This window comes from Actinomadura sp. NPDC048021, assembly GCF_040653135.1.
Classification (GTDB): Bacteria; Actinomycetota; Actinomycetes; order Streptosporangiales; family Streptosporangiaceae; genus Spirillospora; species Spirillospora verrucosospora.
In genome coordinates this window covers 91,544-110,681 of sequence record NZ_JBEZJQ010000001.1, presented here as the reverse complement: position 1 = coordinate 110,681, position 19,138 = coordinate 91,544, and the positions used below count along the sequence as shown (strand labels likewise).

The 19,138-nt window shown below is 74.1% G+C and carries 17 protein-coding genes; 15 read left to right on the top strand and 2 right to left on the bottom strand.

Features of this window, described 5'->3' with window-relative positions; genetic code table 11:
• The first annotated feature begins 4 nt into the window (after positions 1–4).
• Entirely contained in the window at positions 5–802 is a 798-nt protein-coding gene (locus AB0C87_RS00510; RefSeq protein ID WP_360575838.1) for an enoyl-CoA hydratase-related protein, read from the top strand.
• A 262-nt stretch (positions 803–1,064) separates the two neighbouring features.
• On the opposite strand, the gene AB0C87_RS00505 is transcribed toward AB0C87_RS00510, so the two are convergent.
• Positions 1,065–1,907, bottom strand: a complete 843-nt coding sequence (locus AB0C87_RS00505) for a CbiX/SirB N-terminal domain-containing protein (RefSeq protein WP_345183224.1) — start codon at positions 1,905–1,907, stop codon at positions 1,065–1,067.
• A gap of 349 nt (positions 1,908–2,256) precedes the next feature.
• On the opposite strand from AB0C87_RS00505, the gene AB0C87_RS00500 reads away from it, so the two are divergent.
• The 14 genes from AB0C87_RS00500 to AB0C87_RS00435 all read left to right on the top strand — a co-directional run bounded on the left by AB0C87_RS00500 (position 2,257) and on the right by AB0C87_RS00435 (position 18,067).
• Positions 2,257–4,851 carry an ATP-binding protein gene (locus tag AB0C87_RS00500; RefSeq protein WP_360575836.1) on the top strand — a complete coding sequence of 865 codons (2,595 nt, stop codon included), beginning with the start codon at positions 2,257–2,259 and terminating at the stop codon, positions 4,849–4,851.
• Positions 4,851–5,303 (top strand): roadblock/LC7 domain-containing protein, encoded by a 453-nt coding sequence (locus AB0C87_RS00495; protein WP_089314511.1) that lies wholly within the window; start codon positions 4,851–4,853, stop codon positions 5,301–5,303. The genes AB0C87_RS00500 and AB0C87_RS00495 overlap by 1 nt, the downstream gene beginning before the upstream one ends.
• A gap of 3 nt (positions 5,304–5,306) precedes the next feature.
• Positions 5,307–5,687, top strand: coding sequence for a DUF742 domain-containing protein (locus AB0C87_RS00490; protein ID WP_345186301.1), 381 nt, complete (start codon positions 5,307–5,309; stop codon positions 5,685–5,687).
• A complete protein-coding gene (locus AB0C87_RS00485; protein WP_345186303.1) occupies positions 5,668–6,318 on the top strand; it encodes an ATP/GTP-binding protein in 651 nt (216 codons plus the stop codon). The genes AB0C87_RS00490 and AB0C87_RS00485 overlap by 20 nt, the downstream gene beginning before the upstream one ends.
• A gap of 105 nt (positions 6,319–6,423) precedes the next feature.
• A complete protein-coding gene (locus AB0C87_RS00480; RefSeq protein ID WP_360576251.1) occupies positions 6,424–9,054 on the top strand; it encodes a nitrate- and nitrite sensing domain-containing protein in 2,631 nt (876 codons plus the stop codon).
• The gene (locus AB0C87_RS00475; RefSeq protein ID WP_345186305.1) at positions 9,051–9,497 is read left to right on the top strand and encodes a roadblock/LC7 domain-containing protein; all 447 of its coding nucleotides are present in this window, start codon (positions 9,051–9,053) and stop codon (positions 9,495–9,497) included. The genes AB0C87_RS00480 and AB0C87_RS00475 overlap by 4 nt, the downstream gene beginning before the upstream one ends.
• Position 9,498: 1 nt before the next feature.
• On the top strand, positions 9,499–9,894 hold the full coding sequence (locus AB0C87_RS00470; protein ID WP_179833175.1) for a DUF742 domain-containing protein: 396 nt from the start codon (positions 9,499–9,501) through the stop codon (positions 9,892–9,894).
• Positions 9,875–10,480, top strand: coding sequence for an ATP/GTP-binding protein (locus tag AB0C87_RS00465; RefSeq protein WP_345186309.1), 606 nt, complete (start codon positions 9,875–9,877; stop codon positions 10,478–10,480). Before AB0C87_RS00470 ends, AB0C87_RS00465 begins: the two co-directional genes overlap by 20 nt.
• 385 nt (positions 10,481–10,865) lie before the next feature.
• The gene (locus AB0C87_RS00460; RefSeq protein WP_345186312.1) at positions 10,866–12,053 is read left to right on the top strand and encodes an ROK family transcriptional regulator; all 1,188 of its coding nucleotides are present in this window, start codon (positions 10,866–10,868) and stop codon (positions 12,051–12,053) included.
• A gap of 28 nt (positions 12,054–12,081) precedes the next feature.
• Positions 12,082–13,605, top strand: a complete 1,524-nt coding sequence (locus AB0C87_RS00455) for a sugar ABC transporter ATP-binding protein (protein ID WP_345186315.1) — start codon at positions 12,082–12,084, stop codon at positions 13,603–13,605.
• Positions 13,602–14,672, top strand: coding sequence for an ABC transporter permease (locus AB0C87_RS00450; RefSeq protein WP_353835369.1), 1,071 nt, complete (start codon positions 13,602–13,604; stop codon positions 14,670–14,672). Before AB0C87_RS00455 ends, AB0C87_RS00450 begins: the two co-directional genes overlap by 4 nt.
• A 92-nt stretch (positions 14,673–14,764) precedes the next feature.
• Positions 14,765–15,829, top strand: a complete 1,065-nt coding sequence (locus AB0C87_RS00445) for an ABC transporter substrate-binding protein (protein ID WP_345186321.1) — start codon at positions 14,765–14,767, stop codon at positions 15,827–15,829.
• A gap of 100 nt (positions 15,830–15,929) precedes the next feature.
• Entirely contained in the window at positions 15,930–17,069 is a 1,140-nt protein-coding gene (locus AB0C87_RS00440; RefSeq protein WP_353835371.1) for a Gfo/Idh/MocA family oxidoreductase, read from the top strand.
• Positions 17,069–18,067, top strand: a complete 999-nt coding sequence (locus AB0C87_RS00435) for a sugar phosphate isomerase/epimerase family protein (RefSeq protein WP_360576249.1) — start codon at positions 17,069–17,071, stop codon at positions 18,065–18,067. Before AB0C87_RS00440 ends, AB0C87_RS00435 begins: the two co-directional genes overlap by 1 nt.
• A gap of 194 nt (positions 18,068–18,261) precedes the next feature.
• Here the strand turns inward: AB0C87_RS00435 and AB0C87_RS00430 are convergent, their stop codons facing one another.
• Positions 18,262–19,113, bottom strand: a complete 852-nt coding sequence (locus AB0C87_RS00430) for an LLM class F420-dependent oxidoreductase (RefSeq protein WP_360575832.1) — start codon at positions 19,111–19,113, stop codon at positions 18,262–18,264.
• Positions 19,114–19,138: the final 25 nt, after the last annotated feature.

The following is a 19,138-nucleotide window of genomic DNA, read 5'->3' as shown; positions in this document are numbered from 1 at the left end:
GCCGTTGGCCGGGATCGAGCTCGACCGGCGGGACGGGGTGCTCACGATCACCCTGTCCCGTCCGGAGCGCCTGAACGCGGTCGACGGCGCGCTGACCGAGGAGATGCTGGACGTCCTCAACGGGCTGATGCGCGACCCGTCCACCCGGGTGGTCGTGCTGACCGGCGCGGGCCGCGGCTTCTGCTCGGGCATGGACCTGCAGGGCGGCGACCCGGGCGGCGCGTCCGGGGAGGGCCGCGTCCAGCGGCTCTACCGGGGCATCGCCCGGGGCGGCGAGGTCACCGCGCGGCTGCGGGAGATCCCGCAGCCGGTGATCGCGGCGCTGCACGGCCCCGTCGCCGGCATGGGCGTGTCCTGGGCGCTGGCCTGCGACCTGCGGGTCGCCGATCCGACGACCCGTTTCGTCGTGCCGTTCGTCGACCTCGGGCTCTCGGCCGGGGACTGCGGCCTGTCCTGGTTGCTGCCGCGCCTGGTCGGGCCGGCGAAGGCCGCGGAGATCTGCTACCGGGCGCAGCGCCTGGACGCGGCGCGCGCCGACGCCCTCGGCCTCGTCACCGAGATCGCCCCCGAGGGCGGGGACCTGGCCGCCGCCCAGGCCCTCGCCGACGAGCTGCTCGGCAGGTCGCCCTACGGCCTGAGCCGCACGAAGGAACTGCTCAACGCGTCCCTGGACGTTCCCGGTCTGCGGCGGCAGCTCATGGCGGAGACGGCCGTGCAGACGCTGGCCTTCTTCAGCGAGGACCTCGCCGAGGGCATGGCGGCCGCGCTGGAGAAACGCCGTCCGGAGTTCAAGAACCGCTAGCCCGGGAACCGCCGGAGGGGCGAGGAGTCGCTTCCCGGCGGATCGCCGGCGCCGTGACCGGCCCAAGGGGGTGAGCCCCCTTGGGCCAGGGCCGGTCTCGAATGGCCCCGGCCACGTGCGCGAACGCGTGATCTGCCCGGTGTCGCGACGCCGAAGGCGAGCGATACCGGGCAGATCGCGAAGCGATGCCGCGTTCGCCAAGGCCGGGTCACGTAGCGAGCCGTCAGGCGAGCGAAGTGGGCCGGGACTTCGAAGACACGGGTCAGTCGGCGAGTGCGGTGGAGAGCGCCTCGACGTAGCGGAGGGCGGCCAGGCGGGCCAGGGCCGGGTGGGCGCCCAGGGGCGCGGAGTGGGCGGAGCCCACGGCGGCGGCGGCCGCCCCGATCAGCGCGGCCTCCGGCTCGGGCCCGATCAGGTGCGGGGCGACGGCGATGGACGCCGCGCCGGCCGCGCGGAGCTGCTCGTAGGCGGCCTTCACCGACGCCTCGTCGTTCAGCGAGGCGGTGAAGACGGGGGCCGCGAGCCGGGAGGCCAGGAGCACGCCGGTGACCTCGGCCTGCCGGACGGCGGCCGCGTCGCCCGGAGTGGCGACGATCACGCCGGACGCGGCCGTCACCATCGTCATCAGTCTGATCCGGTCGGCGCGGGCGAGCCCCGCGTCGGCGAGCCGGTCGTGCAGCGCCTCGGCGATGAGCGGGTGCGGGCCGAGCGGCTCGGCGGCGACGGTGCGCACGGGCGCGGCCGCGACGGCGGCGCGCACGGCGGCGTCCAGCGCCGGGTCGGGCCCGGTGGACAGCGGCACCACCACGGCCGCGAGCTCGTCGCCCTGCTGCCGGATCGAGGCGAGCACGGCGTGCAGGCTCGCCTCGTCGCCCTCCAGGTGCCCGACGTGGGCGGGCTGTCCGGTGTGCTCCAGCTCGACGAGACGGGCGAGCTCGGCGGCGAGGTCGGTGCCGGCCCGCCGGGCGGGTCCGGGGACGGCGAGGACGAGCGTGGGGGATCCGGGGGGCAGCAGGAAGGATTCGTCGCCGCGGTGACGGCCGCCGCGGGGTGTGCGGCGCCGTCGCGACGGCAATGCCTCGGATGCCTGGCTTTCGGGACTCACGGCGGGCATCGTAACGCCCTCCGGCCCGGGAGCCGTCCTCCCGGCCCGGCCGTCGTCGTTGCCTGTAGGAATCGCTGATCTCCTTCCCGGACCGGTCGCGGCGCGAGCGGTGGTGAAGAAGCAGAGTATGGCGCATTGTCGCTGAGCGACAGGGGGAAATGAAGCAAATTGTCCGGATTTGCCGCTATCCACTTGCGCCGGGTTCGACAAGATCGTCTTGCCTCCGCACATCGCCGCAGGTGGCAAGGAATTACGGCAATACGGCCGAATGCCGTCAAAGGGGTTGCGGGAGCGTTGCCGGCGGCCTTTATGATCCAGGGGCCCTCCGTGCCGGAACGTTCGAGGTCACATGAAATCCCCCCGTAGGCGGTCGATCCGCTCGAAGGTCACCGCGCTGCTGCTCGTGCCGCTGCTCTCGCTCGTGGCGCTCTGGGGATACGCCGCGATCGGCACCGGCCGCGACGCGCTGGCGCAGCGCCGCTACCACACCCTCGACCGCGTGTTCGCGCCGAGCGGCCAGGGCGTCCTGGTCGAGCTGGGCAAGGAGCGGCTGGCCTCGGCCGTGTTCCTCAGCACCCCGCGCCAGACCGCGGGCGGCATCCCGGCCGCCCTGGTGTCGCAGCGCACGCACGTCGACGCGGCCGTCGAGAACTTCCGCCGCAAGGCCACCTCGGCCGCCGCGCTCAGCGCCACCAACGCCGAGATGGAGTCCCGCGTCGCCGCGGTCCTGCGGGCGCTCGGCGGGCTCGGCGGGCTGCGCGCCGCGGTGGACGCCCGGTCCGTCGACCGGTTGGCCGCGGTCAACGGGTACGGCACGATGGTCGACAACATGCACCGGCTCTACGACAGCCTCGTCGCCATCGACGACGCCGCGCTCTACGACTGGACGCAGTCCACCCGGCACGCCGGCCGCGCCATGGAGCTGCTGCAGCGCGAGAACGCGCTGGTCGCCGGCGCGTTCATCACCAGGGGCCGGATGACGGCGGCCGAGCACCGCATGTTCGTGGAGATGGTCGGCGAGCAGCGCTGGCAGTGGACCAAGCAGCGCTCGCTGCTCGACCCGCTGGTCTACCGGACCGGCACCGCGCAGGTCTTCGCGTCCCCGCAGTACCAGACGTTCAAGGCGATGGAGGACCGGATCGCCGACGCCGACCCGCGCCGGCCGATCCCCGTCCAGCCCGCCGAGTGGCAGCAGACGGCGCAGCCGCTCGTGCTGTCGGTCAACACGATGGTGCTCGGCAACTCCAGGCGCGCCGGGGAGCACGCCGACGAACTCGGCCGCGAGGCCTACCTCCGGCTCGCCGCCGTCGGCGGCCTCGGGCTGCTGTCGATCCTGCTGTCGGTGCTGCTGTCGCTGCGGTTCGCGCGCGGGTTCGTCCGCGAGCTGGTCGGGCTGCGCGGGTCGGCCGAGGAGCTGGCCGAGCAGCGGCTGCCCGGCATCGTCGAGCGGCTCGGCCGCAACGAGAGCGTCGACGTCGCCGCGGAGGCCCCGCCCCTGGACGCCGGCCGGACCGCCGAGGTCGCCCGGCTGGCCGAGGCGTTCGCCAAGGTGCAGCGGACCGCAGTCGACGCCGCCGTCGGCCAGGCCGAGCTGCGCGCGGGCGTCAGCCGCATCTTCCTCAACATCGCCCGCCGCAACCAGTCGCTCCTGCACCGCCAGCTGACGCTGCTGGACGGCCTGGAGAGCCGCGCCGAGGCCGACGACCTCGAGGACCTGTTCCGCATCGACCACCTCACCACCCGCATGCGGCGGCACGCCGAAAGCCTGATCATCCTGTCCGGCGCGACGCCGGGCCGCGGGTGGCGGCGGCCGGTGCGCTTCGCCGACGTGCTGCGCGCCGCCGTCTCGGAGATCGAGGACTACACCCGCGCGACGGTGCTGACCGACTCCGAGGACGGCCTGGTCGGCGCGGCCGTCACCGACGTCGTGCACCTGCTGGCCGAGCTGATCGAGAACGCGGCGGCGTTCTCCCCGCCCAACACCGAGGTGCGGGTGATGGCCGAGCGGGTCGGCACCGGGTTCGCGGTGGAGGTCGAGGACCGCGGCCTCGGCGTGCGGCCGGAGCAGCTCGCCGAGGCCAACCGGCGGCTCGCCGAGCCGCCCGAGTACGACCTGGTCGACACCGACCAGCTCGGGCTGTTCGTCGTCGCGCGCCTGGCCGCCCGCCACGAGATCACCGTGACGCTGCACCGGTCCCCGTACGGCGGCGTCACCGCGATCGTCCTGTTCCCGCACGAGCTGGTGGTGCCGGCCGAGGAGATGGCCGCCGGGACGGCGCCGCCCGCGGACGGGCCGCGGGACGAGCCCGCCGCCCTGACCGGGACCGCCGTCGACGGCCCCCCGGAGGGGGAGCCGATGCTCATGGCCGCGCCCGTCCCCGACGGGGTCGTCCCGCTCCGCGACCCCGGCGCCCCGCAGGATCTTCCCGCCCTTCCCGCCGACGGCCGGGACCCGTGGCAGCGGAACGCTCCAGGGCACCTGGAGGGCGCCGGCGGCCACCTGGAGGCGCCGCCCGCGCTGCCCGCGCTCACCGGCCCCGCGGCGCCCGCCGCGAGCCCGGCGCCCGCCGAGCCCGCCGCGCCGTGGGGCGTCCCGGACCGGCCGGCGCCCGCCGCGCCGCCGCGTCCCGCCCCGAACCCCTGGTCGGACGACGCCCACCCGCCGGCGCCCGAGGGCCCCGGCGGCGGCGCCGAGAACACCCCCGAGGCCGCCGGTGAGGACTGGCAGCCCGCGGGGACCCACGCCGGGTTGCCCCGCCGCGTCAGGCAGAGGAACCTGGCCCCGCAACTGCGCGACAGGCCCCCGTCGCCACCGCCGTCCGGCGGTGGCGCGACCGGGGCCGTCGCACGCTCGCCCGAGGAGGCACGCTCGCTGATGGCATCGATACAGCAGGGATGGCGGCGCGGACGCGCGTCCGACATGGGGGATGAGGGGACCCGATGATGCACAACACCGTGACCGGTGAGTTGAACTGGCTGCTCAACGACTTCGCCCAGCGGGTCACGACGGTGCGGCAGGCGGTGATCCTGTCGCGCGACGGGCTGGCCGTGGCCGCCTCCAACGAGCTCGCCCGCGAGGACGCCGAGCACCTGTCGGCGCTGGCGTCCGGCGTGCAGAGCCTCGCGCGCGGCGCCGGGCGGCACTTCGCGGGCGGCAACGTCCGCCAGACCATCATCGAGATGGACGCGCTGCTGCTGTTCGTGACGGCGGCGGGCGACGGCACCTGCCTGGCGGTGCTCGCCGAGGCGGAGGCCGACGCCGGACTCGTCGCCTACGAGATGGCGGTGCTGGTCAAGCGGGTCGGCCAGCACCTGCAGGCGAGCCCGAGGTTCGGAGCGGAGGCGGGCGGTCAGGGGTTCGGAGGCGCCGGGGGGTCCGCGCCGCGGGGCTTCTGACCGATGACCCCGCCGGGAGAGCGCTGGCTGGACCGGGAGGCCGGTCCGCTCGTGCGCCCCTACGCGATGACGCGGGGACGGACCCGTCCCGAGGGCGCGGGCTTCGAGCTGATCGCGATGGTCGCGGCCACCGGCGTCCCCCCGGGCGACCGGCTGCGCTACAGCCCCGACCACGCGCGGGTGCTGCGCGGCTGCGCGCGGCCGGTGACGGTGGTCGACCTCGCGGCCGACCTCGGCCTGCCCCTCGGGGTCGTGCGGGTGCTGCTCGGCGACCTGCGGGACAAGGGGCTCATCGCGGTGGTGGACGAGGCGCGCCCGGCCGAGGGCCGGCGGCCCTCGTCCGGGGTGCTGAGGGAGGTGCTCAATGGACTCCGCGCGCTCTGACCGGGCGGCGGCCGGGCCGGGCTTCGGGGCCCGGCCGCCGGTCACCACCAAGATCCTGATCGCGGGCGGGTTCGGCGCGGGCAAGACCACCATGGTCGGCTCGGTCAGCGAGATCCGGCCGCTGCACACCGAGGAGCTCCTGAGCGACCGCGGGACCGGGGTCGACGACGTGGCGGGCGTCGCCGCGAAGGAGACCACGACCGTCGCCATGGACTTCGGCCGGATCACGCTCTCCGACCAGCTGCTGCTCTACCTGTTCGGCACGCCCGGCCAGGAGCGGTTCTGGTTCATGTGGGACGAGCTGGCGGCGGGCGCGATCGGCGCGGTCGTGCTCGCCGACACGCGCCGGCTGACCGGCAGCTTCCCCGCGATCGACTACTTCGAGCGCCGCGGCGTCCCGTTCGTGGTGGCCGTGAACTGCTTCGACGGCGAGCGGACGCACAGGCCCCGCGACATCGCCATCGCGCTCGACCTGGACCCCGGCGTCCCGGTGGTGCTGTGCGACGCGCGCCTCCGCGAGTCGTCCAAGGAGGTGCTCGTCGCGCTGATGGAGCACGTGCTGAGCTGGCCGGACGACGAGGACGAGGCGCCCGGCGGCCGGAAGGCCGATCATCGTGAACCCGCGACGTAGTAGGCTCCCGCACACCCCCGTACTCCACGCATCGGGAGGTTTCCCCCGCATGTCCCGCCCCCCAATGCCGACCGCGACACACGTGAGCAGGGTCCGCCAGCCGTGATGGGCCCCCGTTTCTCCTCCATCCGGGCGAGGATCAGCCTGCTGGTCCTCGTGCCGTTGCTGGCGCTCGCCTCGCTGTGGGTGTTCCTCACGGCCTTCACCTACGGCGACGCGAACCAGTTGCTGCGGAGCCGCGAGTTCCAGGAGAAGACCGTGCTGCCCACGCAGCACCTCATCGACGCGCTGCAGAAGGAGCGGCGGCTGACGATGGCCGAGCTCGGCGGCGCCCGCCTCGACGCCGGCGTGATGCGGACGCAGCGGCAGACCACCGACGACGCGGCCGAGAAGGTCCGCGAGGGCGCGCGCGACAAGGGCCTGCGGGGCTCGATCCTGCCCCAGGTCGCCGACCGGCTGGACGCCTTCGTGGAGCGGATCGACACGCTGCACGGCGTCCGCCAGGGCATCGACCAGCGCGTCTCCGACCGCGAGCGCGTCCTGAGCGAGTACAGCGGCATCATCGACGCGGGCTTCGCCATCTACAACGCGACCACGCCGGGGGACGGGTCCATCACCGCGCACGCCCGCACGCTCGCCTCGCTGGGCCGCGCCCGCGAGTTCATGTCGCGCGAGGACGCCCTGCTGTCCGGCGCGCTGGCCGCCGGGCACATCACGACCGCCGAGCGGGGGCAGTTCGCGCAGCTCGTCGGCGCCCAGCGGATGCTGTACGCCGACAACGCGCCCAACCTGCACCACGACTACGAACGCTACGAGCGGCTCGCGGCGTCCCCGCCGTTCGTCCAGCTGCGGTCGCTGGAGGACCAGGTCATCCGCGGCGCCGAGCCGCCCCGCGCCGCCGTGCGCACGACCCCCGAGGCGAGCACCCGGCCCGCCGCGGGGGCCCGCACCGGGCAGCCCGCCGCCCGCGCCCCGCACACGCCGGTCATCGAGCCCGCCATCTGGCGGTCGCTCGCCGACACCGTCAACGGCCGGCTGTTCGAGCTGGAGAACAGGGCCCTCGACGACGTCGTCGACCACGGCGAGAACATCGCGATCAGCGCCTTCACCCGCCTCGGCCTCGCCGGCGGCGTCGGCCTGCTCGCCATCGTGCTGTCGGCGCTGCTCGCGGTCCGGGTGTCGCGGCGGCTGCTGGAGGAGTGCCGCACGCTCGCCTCCGGCGTCGTGGACTTCACCCGCATGCGGCTGCCGCTGCTGGCCGAGCAGGTCCGTGCCGGCGCCTCCGTCGAGCCCGAGGCCGCGCCCGACATCGACTACCGCATCACCGAGATCCGGCAGATCGCCGAGTCCTTCGACCGCGCCCGCGAGGCCGTGCTCGTCGCCGCCGAGGGCGAGGTCGCGGCCCGGCGCGGCATCAGCGAGGTGTTCGTCAACCTCGCGCGCCGCAACCAGGCGCTGCTGCACCGGCAGCTCAGCCTGCTCGACACGATGGAGCGCCGCACCGAGGACCCCTCGGAGCTGTCGGACCTGTTCCGCCTCGACCACCTCGCGACGCGCATGCGCCGGCACGCCGAGGGCCTGGTCATCCTGGCGGGCAAGACCGCCGGGCGCGGCTGGCGCCGTCCCGTCCCGCTGGTGGACGTGGTGCGCGGCGCCGTCGCCGAGGTCGAGGACTACCCGCGCGTGCGGGTGCAGCCGCTGCCGCGCGTCTCGCTGCTCGGCTCCGCCGTCGCCGACGTCATCCACCTGCTCGCCGAGGTGGTGGAGAACGCCACCACGTTCTCGCCGCCGCAGTCGCCGGTGCGGGTCAGCGGCCACGCGGTCGCCAGCGGGTTCGCGATCGAGGTCGAGGACCGCGGCCTCGGGATGACGGAGGAGGCGCTGCGCAGGGCCAACGAGCGGCTCGCCCACCCGCCCGAGTTCGACCCGTCCGACAGCGCCCAGCTCGGGCTGTTCGTCGTCGCCCGGCTGGCGCAGCGGCAGGACATCACCGTCACCCTCCGCCCGTCCCCGTACGGGGGGACGACGGCGATCGCGCTGATCCCGAGCTCGCTCATCGTGGAGAGCGCCGAGCCGGAACCGGCCGTGCGCCGCGCCACCGGCCCCATGCAGAAGCTGCCGAGCGCCGCCGCGGCGCTCCCGGCGGCCACGCCCGGAGGCGAGTCCGGCGGGTACGTCCGGCTCGTCGCCGAGGCCGAGCCCTACCGGCCCGAGCCGGCGCGTCCGGCCGAGGAGCCGGCGCCCGCGGTGCCTATGGCGCCCGTGCCGGCCGCGACGCCTCCCGCCGAGGCGGAGGCGCCGCCCGCGCCCGCCCGGCCCGAAGAGCGGCCGGAGCCCGTCCCGCCCCCGCGGGAGGGAGAGCTGCCCAGGCGCAGGCGGCAGCAGCACCTGGCGCCCCAGCTCAAGGAACGGGTGGACGCGCACCTGGCCGCGCAGGGGCAGGCCCCGCCGACCGCTCCGGAACCGGCCGCGCCCCCGGCGCCGCCCGCCCCGGAGCCGGCCGGGACGCCGCTCGCGGCGCCCGTCCCCATGGACGCTCCCGCGGACGGGGCCGGCCGCGACCCGGCCGGGACCGTTCCCGCGGGCGAGGACCCGGACGACGGCGCCGCCCGCTCGCCCGAGTCGATGCGAACGATGCTGTCCAGCATGCAGCGCGGCTGGCAGCGCGGCAGGCAGGACGCGGCCGACGCGGAGGCCGCGGGACACGTAGGCGACCAGGAGGACGACGCCCCATGACACAGCCCCAGCACTCCGGCGCGGAGGTCCCGGGCGGAGCCGGAGGCGAGCTCAACTGGCTCCTGGACAGCCTCGTCCAGCGGGTCGCCCCGGTGCAGAACGCCGTCGTGCTGTCCAGCGACGGGCTGCGGATCGCCGCGTCCAGCGGGCTGGCGCCTGAGGAGTCCGACCACCTGTCGGCCGTGGCCGCCAGCTTCCAGAGCCTCGCCCGCGGGGCCGGGGAGTCCTTTGGCGGCGGGCCCGTCCGGCAGACGATCGTGGAGATGGAGTCGTCGTTCCTCTTCGTCACCGCCGCCGGCCGGGGCGCCTGCCTGGCCGTCCTCGCCGACGCCGAGGCCGACCTCGGGATCATCGCCTACGAGATGGCGATGCTCGTCACCCGGGTCGGCCAGCACCTGTCGGCCAACCCGCGCGTCGTCGCGGCCGAGTCCGGCGGAGCGTGAGGTGGGCGGCACGGCGTGGTACGACGACGCGGCGGGCCCCGTCGTGCGCCCGTACGCGCTCACCCGAGGCCGGACGCACTACGACGGCGTCGAGTTCGACCTGGTCGCGCTGATCGTCGCGGCCGACCCGCCCGAACCCGCGGAGGACGCCCACGCACTTCCGGCGACCCCATGGGCGCCGGAGCCCGAACATGACATGATCCTGGAGCTTTGCCGCACCCCGTTGTCGGTCGCCGAGATAGCGTCGGATCTGGAACTTCCCCTCGGGGTCGTCCGTGTCCTGCTCGGCGATCTGCTCGACCACTCGCTGATACAGGTCCGGCGCCCCGCGCCGGTGGCGCAGTTCCCCAGCGAGCGCGTACTCAAGGAAGTGATCGATGGAATCCGTGCGCTCTGACGCGGCCGCCCAGCAGGGCGACTCGGCGCTGACGGTAAAGATCCTCGTCGCCGGCGGTTTCGGCGTCGGCAAGACCACCCTGGTCAGCGCGGTCAGTGAGATCCGCCCGCTGCGCACCGAGGAGGCGCTGACCGAGAAGAGCATCGGGATCGACGACACCACAGCCGTCGCGTCCAAGACCACCACCACCGTGGCGATGGACTTCGGGCGCATCACCCTGCCCAACGGCCTGGTGCTGTTCGTGTTCGGCACCCCCGGCCAGGACCGGTTCTGGTTCATGTGGGACGAACTGGCCAAGGGCGCGCTCGGGGCGGTCGTCCTCGTCGACACCCGCCGCCTCGCCGACTGCTTCGCCTCGGTCGACTACTTCGAACGCCGCGGCGTCCCGTTCATCATCGGCGTCAACCGCTTCGACGGCGCCGGCCAGCACTCGGCCGACCAGGTCCGCGACGCCCTCGACCTGGCCCCGGAGATCCCCGTGATCTCCTGCGACGTCCGCGACCGCGAGGACGCCAAGCGCGTCCTCATCAGCCTCGTCGAACACATCATGCGAACCATGAGCACAGGACGACAGATGGCGTATTGATTGCTTTTTTCTCCTCCTTCGGGCCTGGCGGCCCTCCATCGTCGAGAAAAGCGGGCGATCGCCGGCATCGCTTCGACTCGCCTGGCGGCTCGCTGCGCGATCAGGTTCTCGCAAGCTCGAACCTGCCTTCGGACGCGATCGCGGCGGTGAGGTCGTCGCGTGGTTGCGGTGGGGGCTGAGGTAGGCGGTTAGGCGGGTTACGGCCCCGCTCGGCGTGGTTGTGCGCTGGGCGGGGTCGTTCTGTGTCGGCGGCTTTGTCTTCTGAGTGTGGAAAGTTTGGAGATTCTGAGGGAAAGGTCTTCTCAGGGCGGCGAAAGCGGGTTACGGTCTCGGGCATGAGACCGGCGTCACACCGCGCCGGGCCCGATCCCGAGAGGACGGCGTGATGCGCATGTCGGCTCGCCCGCAGAACGTGCACCAGGCACGCCTGCTGCGGCTGCTGCGTGACGAGGGGCCGCGCTCGCGCGCCGAGCTGGGCGACGTCGTCCGGCTGTCGCGGTCCAAGCTGGCGGTGGAGCTGGACCGGCTCGTCGAGCTCGGTCTCGTGGAGGGCGCCGGGCTGGCGGCCTCGCGGGGCGGGCGGCGGTCGGGGATCGTCCGGCTGTCGCCGCGGCTGCGGTTCGTCGCCTTCGACATCGGGGCGACCTCGATCGACGTGGCGGTGACCGACGGCGCGCTGGAGGTCCTCGGGCACGTCAGCGAGCGGTGCGACGTCCGGCAGGGCGCGACCGTGGTGCTGGAGCGGGCGCTGGACCTTCTCGGCAAGCTGCGCGACGAGGGCCTGATCCCGCAGGTGCACGGGACGGGCATCGGGGTGCCGGGGCCGGTCAGCTTCCGCGACGGCATGCCGGTCGTCCCGCCGATCATGCCCGGCTGGGACCGGTTCCCGGTGCGGGACGCGATCGGCCAGGAGCTCGGCTGCCCGGTCCTCGTCGACAACGACGTGAACCTGATGGCCCTCGGCGAGCTGCACGCCGGGCTCGCCCGGTCGGTGGACGACTTCCTGCTCGTGAAGATCGGCACCGGGATCGGCTGCGGCATCGTGGTGGACGGCGCCATCTACCGGGGCGTGTCCGGCAGCGCGGGGGACATCGGCCACATCCGGGTCGACGACGACGGCCCGACCTGCGCCTGCGGCAACGCCGGATGCCTGGAGGCGTTCTTCGGCGGCGCGGCGCTCGCGCGGGACGCCGAGGCGGCGGCGCGGTCCGGCCGCTCGCCCGCCCTCGCGGCCCTGTTGGAGACCCACGGGCAGCTGACGGGCGAGCACGTCGGCGAGGCGGCCGCCGCCGGCGACCCGTGCGCGGTGCAGATCATCCGGGAGGGCGGCCGGCACGTCGGCCAGGTCCTCGCCGGGCTCGTCAGCTTCTTCAACCCCGGCCTCGTCATCATCGCGGGCGGCGTCGCGGGCCTCGGCCACGCGCTGCTCGCGGAGATCCGCAGCGTCGTGTACCGGCGGTCCGCGCCGCTCGCGACCGGCAACCTTCCGATCGTGCTGTCCGAGCTCGCCGGCGCCGCCGGCGTGGTCGGCGGCGCCCGGCTCATCAGCGACCACGTCTTCTCCGCGTCCTGACCCCCTCTCCGGCCCCCGAGGAGGCCCGATGGGCTCGCCCGAACCCGAACCGCTGCTGCGGATGCGCGGCATCGTCAAGCAGTTCCCCGGCGTCCGCGCCCTGGACGGCGTCGACCTCGACGTCCGCCCCGGCGAGGTGCACTGCCTGCTGGGCCAGAACGGCGCCGGCAAGTCCACGCTCATCAAGGTGCTCGCCGGCGCGCACCAGCCCGACCAGGGCGAGATCGTGTTCGGCGGGGCGCCGGTCCGGCTCGCCGGGCCCACCGCCGCGATGCGGGCAGGGATCGCCACGATCTACCAGGAACTCGACCTGGTGGACGGCCTGTCGGTCGCCGAGAACATCTTCCTCGGGCACGAGAGGGCCCGCTTCGGGTTCACCCGCCGCGGCGAGGCCGAGCGGGCGGCGCGGGAGCTGCTCGGGCGCCTCGGGCACGGGGAGATCCCGCCGCGCCGCGAGGTCGGGCGGCTGCCGGCGGCGGGCAAGCAGGTCGTCAGCATGGCCCGCGCCCTGTCGCACGACGCCCGCCTCATCGTGATGGACGAGCCGTCCGCCGCGCTCGCCCACGACGAGGTCGCCAACCTCTTCCGCATCATCCGGGAGCTGACCGCGGCCGGTGTCGCGGTGGTGTACATCTCGCACCGGCTGGAGGAGATCCGCGAGATCGGCGACCGGGTGACCGTCCTCAAGGACGGCCGGTCGGTCGCGGGCGGGCTGCCCGCGCGGGGCACCTCCACCGACGAGATCGTCTCGCTCATGACCGGGCGCGACGTGGAGTACGTGTTCCCCCCGCGGCCCGAGCCCGAGGACGGCCGCCCCGAGGTGCTGCGGGTCGAGGGCCTCACGCTGCCCGGCGCGTTCGAGGACGTGTCGCTCACCGTCCGCGCGGGCGAGATCGTCGGGCTCGCGGGGCTGGTCGGGTCCGGGCGCTCGGAGATCCTGGAGACCGTCTACGGGGCCCGGCGCCCCGCCCGGGGACGGGTGCTCGTGGACGGCCGCCCGGTCCGTCCCGGCGACACGGGCGCGGCGGTGCGGCGCGGCATGGGCATGGCGCCCGAGGAGCGCAAGAGCCAGGCGCTGCTGCTGAACGAGACCGTCGCCGCCAACGTCAGCGTCGCCTCGCTGCCGCGCTACGCCTCGTTCGGCTGGCTCAGCCGCCGCCGCGAGCTCGCCGACGTGCGGCGCCAGATCGAGTCGCTCGACATCCGGCCGCCCGACCCGCGGCGCCCGGTCGTGACGCTGTCGGGCGGCAACCAGCAGAAGGTCGTGCTGGCCCGGTGGCTGCTCGGCACGGCCGGGCTGCGGCTGCTGATCCTCGACGAGCCCACCCGCGGCGTGGACGTCGGCGCCCGCGCCGAGCTGTACGCGGTGATCCGCGAGCTGGCCGGACGCGGGATCGGGGTGCTGCTGGTGTCCAGCGAGGTACCCGAGGTGCTCGGGCTCGCCGACCGCGTCCTCGTCGTCCGGGAGGGGCGCGTCGTGCACACCGGCGACGCCCGCGACCTCGACGAGGGCGCCGTGCTCAACATGATCATGGAGGGGAGTGCCCTGTGACCGGCACCTTTCACTCCGGAGGGTCGGCCCCCCGGACCGAGAAGAACACCGGCGAGCACGGCGGGGCGCCCGCCCGGCCGACCGGCGGGAGCGGGGGGCCGCGGCTGCCGTTCGCGCGGGGCGGCGCCGGGAGCCGCGAGATCCACCACCTCGGGCTCGTCGCCGCTCTGGTCCTGCTGTCGGTCGTCGGCCTGGTGACCGAGCCCGGCAACTTCGCGACCTCGGGCAACGTCGTCGGCATCCTCGCGCTCGCCGCCACCATCGGCGTGATCACCGTCGGCCAGACGTTCGTCATCATCGGCGGCGGGATCGACCTGTCCGTCGGGTCGGTGATGGCGCTGGCGTCGGTGTGGGCGACGACGGTGGCGACGCAGTCCTACGGCCCCGCGGTGATGGCGCTGTGCGCGGTCCTCGTCGGCACCGGCGCGGGAGTCGTCACCGGGCTGCTGATCTCCTACGGGAGGCTGGTCCCGTTCATCGCCACCCTCGCGATGCTCGTCGCGGCGCGGGGGCTGGCGCAGCGGATGTCGGACCGCAGGACCCAGCTCGTCCGGCCGGAGAACGACGCGATCGAGGCGCTGTCCACCACGAAGGTGCTCGGGCTGCCGCTCGTCGTGTACATCTTCGCCGCGGTCGCCGCCGCCGGATGGCTGCTGCTCAACCGCACCACGTTCGGCCGCCGGACGTTCGCGGTCGGCGGCAACCCCGAGGCGGCGCGGCTGGCCGGCATCGACGTCCGCCGGCACACCCTGCTGCTGTACGCGCTGTCCGGGTTCTGCTGCGGCGTCGCCGCGCTCATCATCATGGCCCGCACCACCACCGGCTCCAGCACCCACGGCGACCTGTACGAGCTGGACGCGATCGCCGCCGTCATCATCGGCGGGACGCTGCTCACCGGCGGGCGCGGCACCGTCGCCGGGTCGATCCTCGGCGTGCTGGTGTTCACCCTCATCACCAACCTGTTCATCCTGAACGGCCTGCAGACCAGCGACCAGCTGATCGCCAAGGGCGCGATCATCGTGATCGCCGTGCTGCTGCAGCGCCGCGGGCTCCGCTCGCCCACCTGAGGACACCGCCCGACACCCACCCCACGTCCGGCGCCGCGCGTCCCGGGGAACGCGCGGCGGGGGACGCCCCATCCCTTGATCAGGAGCACGTCATGCGTGATCAGAGCCCCCGTCCCACCCGCAGAGGCGTCCTGTTCGGCGGCGCCGTCGTCGCGGCGGGCAGCCTCGCCGCGGCCTGCACGAGCAACAGCGAGAAGGACGACCCGAGCCCTGCGGCGCAGGCCGGGTCGCTCGCCGGCGACAACGACAAGCCGGGCAAGCAGGTCACCATCGGGTTCTCCGCGCCCGCCGCGGACCACGGCTGGATCGCGGCGATCGCCAAGAACGCCGAGGCGCAGGCCAAGAAGTACAAGGACGTGACGTTCAAGCCGGTCGAGCCGACCAACGACATCAACCAGCAGATCTCCGCCGTCGAGTCGCTGATCCGCGCGAAGGTCGACGTGCTGGTGATCCTGCCCAACGACGGGGAGCAGCTGAACCAGGTCGCCCGCAAGGCGATGGACGCCGGCATCCCGGTCGTCAACCTCGACCGTGTCTTCCCCGACAAGCTGTCATACCGGACGTGGGTCGGCGGCGACAACTACGGCATGGGCGTCTCCGCCGGCCACTACATCGGCAAGAAGCTGAAGGGCAAGGGCGCCTCGAACCCGGTGATCCTGGAGATCCAGGGGATCGCGACGCTGCCGCTGACGCAGGACCGCAGCAAGGGCTTCGCGGACGCGCTGAAGTCCTACGGCTACACCGTCACCGCCAAGCAGGACGCCAAGTTCACCGTGGAGTCCGGCAACCAGGTCGCCTCCAACCTGCTCCAGGCGCACAAGAAGATCGACGCGTTGTGGAACCACGACGACGACCAGGGCGTCGGCGTGCTCGCCGCGATCAAGCAGTCCGGCCGCAAGGAGTTCTTCATGGTGGGCGGCGCGGGCTCGGCCAACGCCATGCGCGATATCAAGTCCGGCGGCGGCGTGCTGGAGGCCACCGTCACCTACCCGCCGACCATGGCCGCGTCCGCGATCAAGCTGGGCCGGCTCATCGCGCAGGGCAAGGGCATGGCCGACCTGGTCGAGCTCCAGGTGCCCCAGTCGATCACCCTGGCCTCCGAGACGGTCGCCAAGGACAACGTCGACACCTACATGCCGCTCGGCTTCGAGTCCTGAGCGGCGGGGGCGCCGGCGCGCCCGCCCCCGGAGGGCGGGCGCGCCGGCTCGGGGGACCGCGGCCCGCCCCCGGAACACGACACAGAGAGGTGAGCAGAACATGACGACCGTCGGAGTCGGGATGGTCGGGCACGCGTTCATGGGACGCGCCCACTCCCAGGCGTGGCGCAGCGTGGGGCCGTTCTTCGAGCCGCCGCTGAGACCCGTCATGACCGCCCTGGCGGGACGCTCCGCCGAGCGCGCCCGCGCAGCCGCCGACGCGCTCGGCTGGGCGTCGGTGGAGACCGACTGGAAGGAGCTGCTCCGCCGCGACGACGTCCAGCTCGTCGACATCTGCACGCCGGGCGACAGCCACGCCGAGATCGCCGTCGCCGCGCTCGACGCGGGCAAGCACGTGCTGTGCGAGAAGCCGCTCGCCAACTCCGTCGCGGAGGCCGAGGCGATGGCCGCCGCCGCGGAGCGGGGGCGCGAGCGCGGCGTCCGGTCGATGGTCGGGTTCAACTACCGGCGCGTCCCCGCCGTCACCCTGGCCCGCAGGCTGGTGGACCAGGGGCGCATCGGCGCCGTCCGGCACATCCGGGCCCAGTACCTGCAGGACTGGCTGGCCGATCCGGAGGCGCCGTTCACCTGGCGGATGGACCGCGACCGGGCCGGGACGGGCGCGCTCGGCGACATCGGCGCGCACATCATCGACACCGCGCAGTTCATCACCGGGCACAACCTCGTCGGGGTCTCGGCGCTGATGGACACGTTCGTCCCGGAACGCCCCGTCCCCGGCGGCGGGACGGCGCGGGTCACCGTGGACGACGCGGCCCTGTTCGTCGGGCGCACCGACGGCGGTGCGCTCGCCTCGTTCGAGGCCACCCGGTTCGCCACCGGCCGCAAGAACGCCCTGCGGATCGAGGTCAGCGGCTCCTCCGGCGCCCTGGCGTTCGACCTGGAGTCGCTGAACGAGCTGTGGTTCCACGACCGCGAGGAAGACGGCGCGACCGCCGGCTTCCGCCGGATCGTCGTCACCGAGCCCGTCCACCCGTACGCGGACCGGTGGTGGCCGCCCGGCCACCTCCTCGGCTACGAGCACACGTTCACCCACCAGGCCGCCGACCTGCTCACCGCGATCGCGGACGGCACCGACCCGCGCCCGTCGTTCGCCGACGGACTGCAGGTGCAGCGCGTCCTCGCCGCGGTCGCCGGCAGCGCCGAGGCCCGATGCTGGATCGACGTCGAAGGGAGCGAATGATGACACGACCGGTCACGCTGTTCACCGGCCAGTGGGCGGACCTGCCGTTCGAGGAGGTCTGCCGGCTGGCGGCCGGCTGGGGCTACGAGGGCCTGGAGATCGCCTGCTGGGGCGACCACTTCGAGGTCGACAAGGCCCTCGCCGACGACGGCTACGTCCCGCGCAAGCTGGAGACGCTCGCCGAGCACGGCCTCAGGGTGTGGGCGATCTCCAACCACCTCGTCGGGCAGGCCGTCTGCGACAACCCCGACGAGCGGCACCAGGCGATCCTGCCCGAACGGATCTGGGGCGACGGCGAGCCCGAGGGCGTCCGGCGCCGCGCCGCCGCCGAGATCATGGACACCGCCCGGGCCGCCGCGCGGCTCGGCGTGGACACGGTGGTCGGGTTCACCGGCTCCTCGATATGGCACACGGTCGCGATGTTCCCGCCCACCCCCGAGTCGATGGTGGAGCGCGGCTACGCCGACTTCGCCGAGCGGTGGAACCCCATCCTGGACGTGTTCGACGAGGTCGGCGTCCGCTTCGCCCACGAGGTGCACCCGAGCGAGATCGCCTACGACTACTGGACGACCGTCCGGACGCTGGAGGCGATCGGGCACCGCCCCGCCTTCGGGCTGAACTTCGACCCGTCCCACTTCGTGTGGCAGGAGCTCGACCCGGTCGGGTTCCTGCTCGACTTCCGCGACCGGATCTACCACGTCGACTGCAAGGACACGAAGGTCCGCACGGGCGACGGCCGCCGCGGACGCCTGTCGTCCCACCTGCCGTGGGCGGACCTGCGGCGCGGCTGGGACTTCATCTCCACCGGCCGCGGCGACGTCCCGTGGGAGGACGTCTTCCGCGCCCTCAACGCGATCGGCTACACCGGCGCGATCTCCGTCGAGTGGGAGGACGCCGGAATGGACCGCCTCCAAGGGGCCCCCGAGGCCCTGGAGTTCGTCCGCGCCCTCAACGCCATGGAACTCCCCACCACCGCCTTCGATTCGGCGTTCACATAGCGTTCTTCTCCTCCTTCGGGCCTGGCGGCCCTCCATCGTCGAAGGACGCGGGCGATCGCTGGCATCGCTCCGTCTCGCCTTGGCGGCTCGCTGCGCGATCAGGTTCTCGCTTCGCTCGATCCTGCCTTCGGACGCGATCGCAACCGTTGAGGTTGTTGGGTGGTTGCGGCCCCCCGCGGCCGGCTGGCCCGGCCTCAGGGGGCGGGGCGGGCGCCCAGGGCTCGGGGGGCGTGGTCGGTCACGAAGCGTTCCAGCTCGGACGGCGAAACGCCCATGGGCGGGACGACGATGAGCCGGTCCACGCCCAGCTCCCCGTAGTCCCGGACGTACCCGGCGTCCGGGGGGCGGGGCGGGCTGATCGAGACGTGGAGCGGATCGCGGCCCTCCTCGGCGGTCAGGGTTCGCAGGCGGGCGATCGTCTCCGCGGCGGCGCGGCGTCCGAGCATCCACCCGTACCAGCCGTCGGCGTGCCGGGCGGCCCGGCGCAGCGCGGCGGGGCTGTGGCCGCCCGTCACGACGGGGATCGGCCGCTGCACGGGCCGGGGGTGGGCGTCCACGCCCGCGAAGTCGACGTGGCGGCCGTGGAAGGACGGTTCGTCGTCGTACCAGAGGGACCGCATCGCCGCGAGGTACTCGTCGGCGCGGGCCCCGCGCCCCTCGGGCGGGACGCCGACCGCGCGCATCTCCGGCTCCAGGTATCCGGCGGCGGTGCCGAAGACGAGCCTGCCCCGGCTGAGCACGTCGACGCTGGCGAGCTGCTTGGCGAGGACCAGGGGGTTGCGCTGCGGCAGGACGACCACGCCGGTGCCGAGCGCGATCCGCTCGGTGCGGCCGGCGAGGTGGGCGAGGGCGACCAGCGGGTCCAGGAACGGCGCGTCCGGCTCGGCGGGGGACGGCGCGACGCGCGGGCGCGGCAGCACGACGTGGTCGCCGGCCCAGACGGAGTCGTATCCGAGGTCCTCGGCCAGGGCGGCGATCCGGGCGGCGACGTGCGGGTCGGCGCAGGCGTGCAGGTTGACGGCGAAGAGCCCGAGAGTTGGTGCCATCCGTAGATGATCGAACTTTTCTATG

Bases quoted from the DNA above. Each gene is read 5' to 3' on its own strand.
- AB0C87_RS00500 (WP_360575836.1), top strand. From the start codon at position 2,257: ATGAAATCCCCCCGTAGGCGGTCGATCCGCTCGAAGGTCACCGCGCTG.
- AB0C87_RS00495 (WP_089314511.1), top strand. From the start codon at position 4,851: ATGCACAACACCGTGACCGGTGAGTTGAACTGGCTGCTCAACGACTTC.
- AB0C87_RS00490 (WP_345186301.1), top strand. From the start codon at position 5,307: ATGACCCCGCCGGGAGAGCGCTGGCTGGACCGGGAGGCCGGTCCGCTC.
- AB0C87_RS00485 (WP_345186303.1), top strand. From the start codon at position 5,668: ATGGACTCCGCGCGCTCTGACCGGGCGGCGGCCGGGCCGGGCTTCGGG.
- AB0C87_RS00480 (WP_360576251.1), top strand. From the start codon at position 6,424: ATGGGCCCCCGTTTCTCCTCCATCCGGGCGAGGATCAGCCTGCTGGTC.
- AB0C87_RS00475 (WP_345186305.1), top strand. From the start codon at position 9,051: ATGACACAGCCCCAGCACTCCGGCGCGGAGGTCCCGGGCGGAGCCGGA.
- AB0C87_RS00465 (WP_345186309.1), top strand. From the start codon at position 9,875: ATGGAATCCGTGCGCTCTGACGCGGCCGCCCAGCAGGGCGACTCGGCG.
- AB0C87_RS00460 (WP_345186312.1), top strand. From the start codon at position 10,866: ATGCGCATGTCGGCTCGCCCGCAGAACGTGCACCAGGCACGCCTGCTG.
- AB0C87_RS00455 (WP_345186315.1), top strand. From the start codon at position 12,082: ATGGGCTCGCCCGAACCCGAACCGCTGCTGCGGATGCGCGGCATCGTC.
- AB0C87_RS00445 (WP_345186321.1), top strand. From the start codon at position 14,765: ATGCGTGATCAGAGCCCCCGTCCCACCCGCAGAGGCGTCCTGTTCGGC.
- AB0C87_RS00440 (WP_353835371.1), top strand. From the start codon at position 15,930: ATGACGACCGTCGGAGTCGGGATGGTCGGGCACGCGTTCATGGGACGC.
- AB0C87_RS00435 (WP_360576249.1), top strand. From the start codon at position 17,069: ATGACACGACCGGTCACGCTGTTCACCGGCCAGTGGGCGGACCTGCCG.
- AB0C87_RS00430 (WP_360575832.1), bottom strand. From the start codon at position 19,113: ATGGCACCAACTCTCGGGCTCTTCGCCGTCAACCTGCACGCCTGCGCC.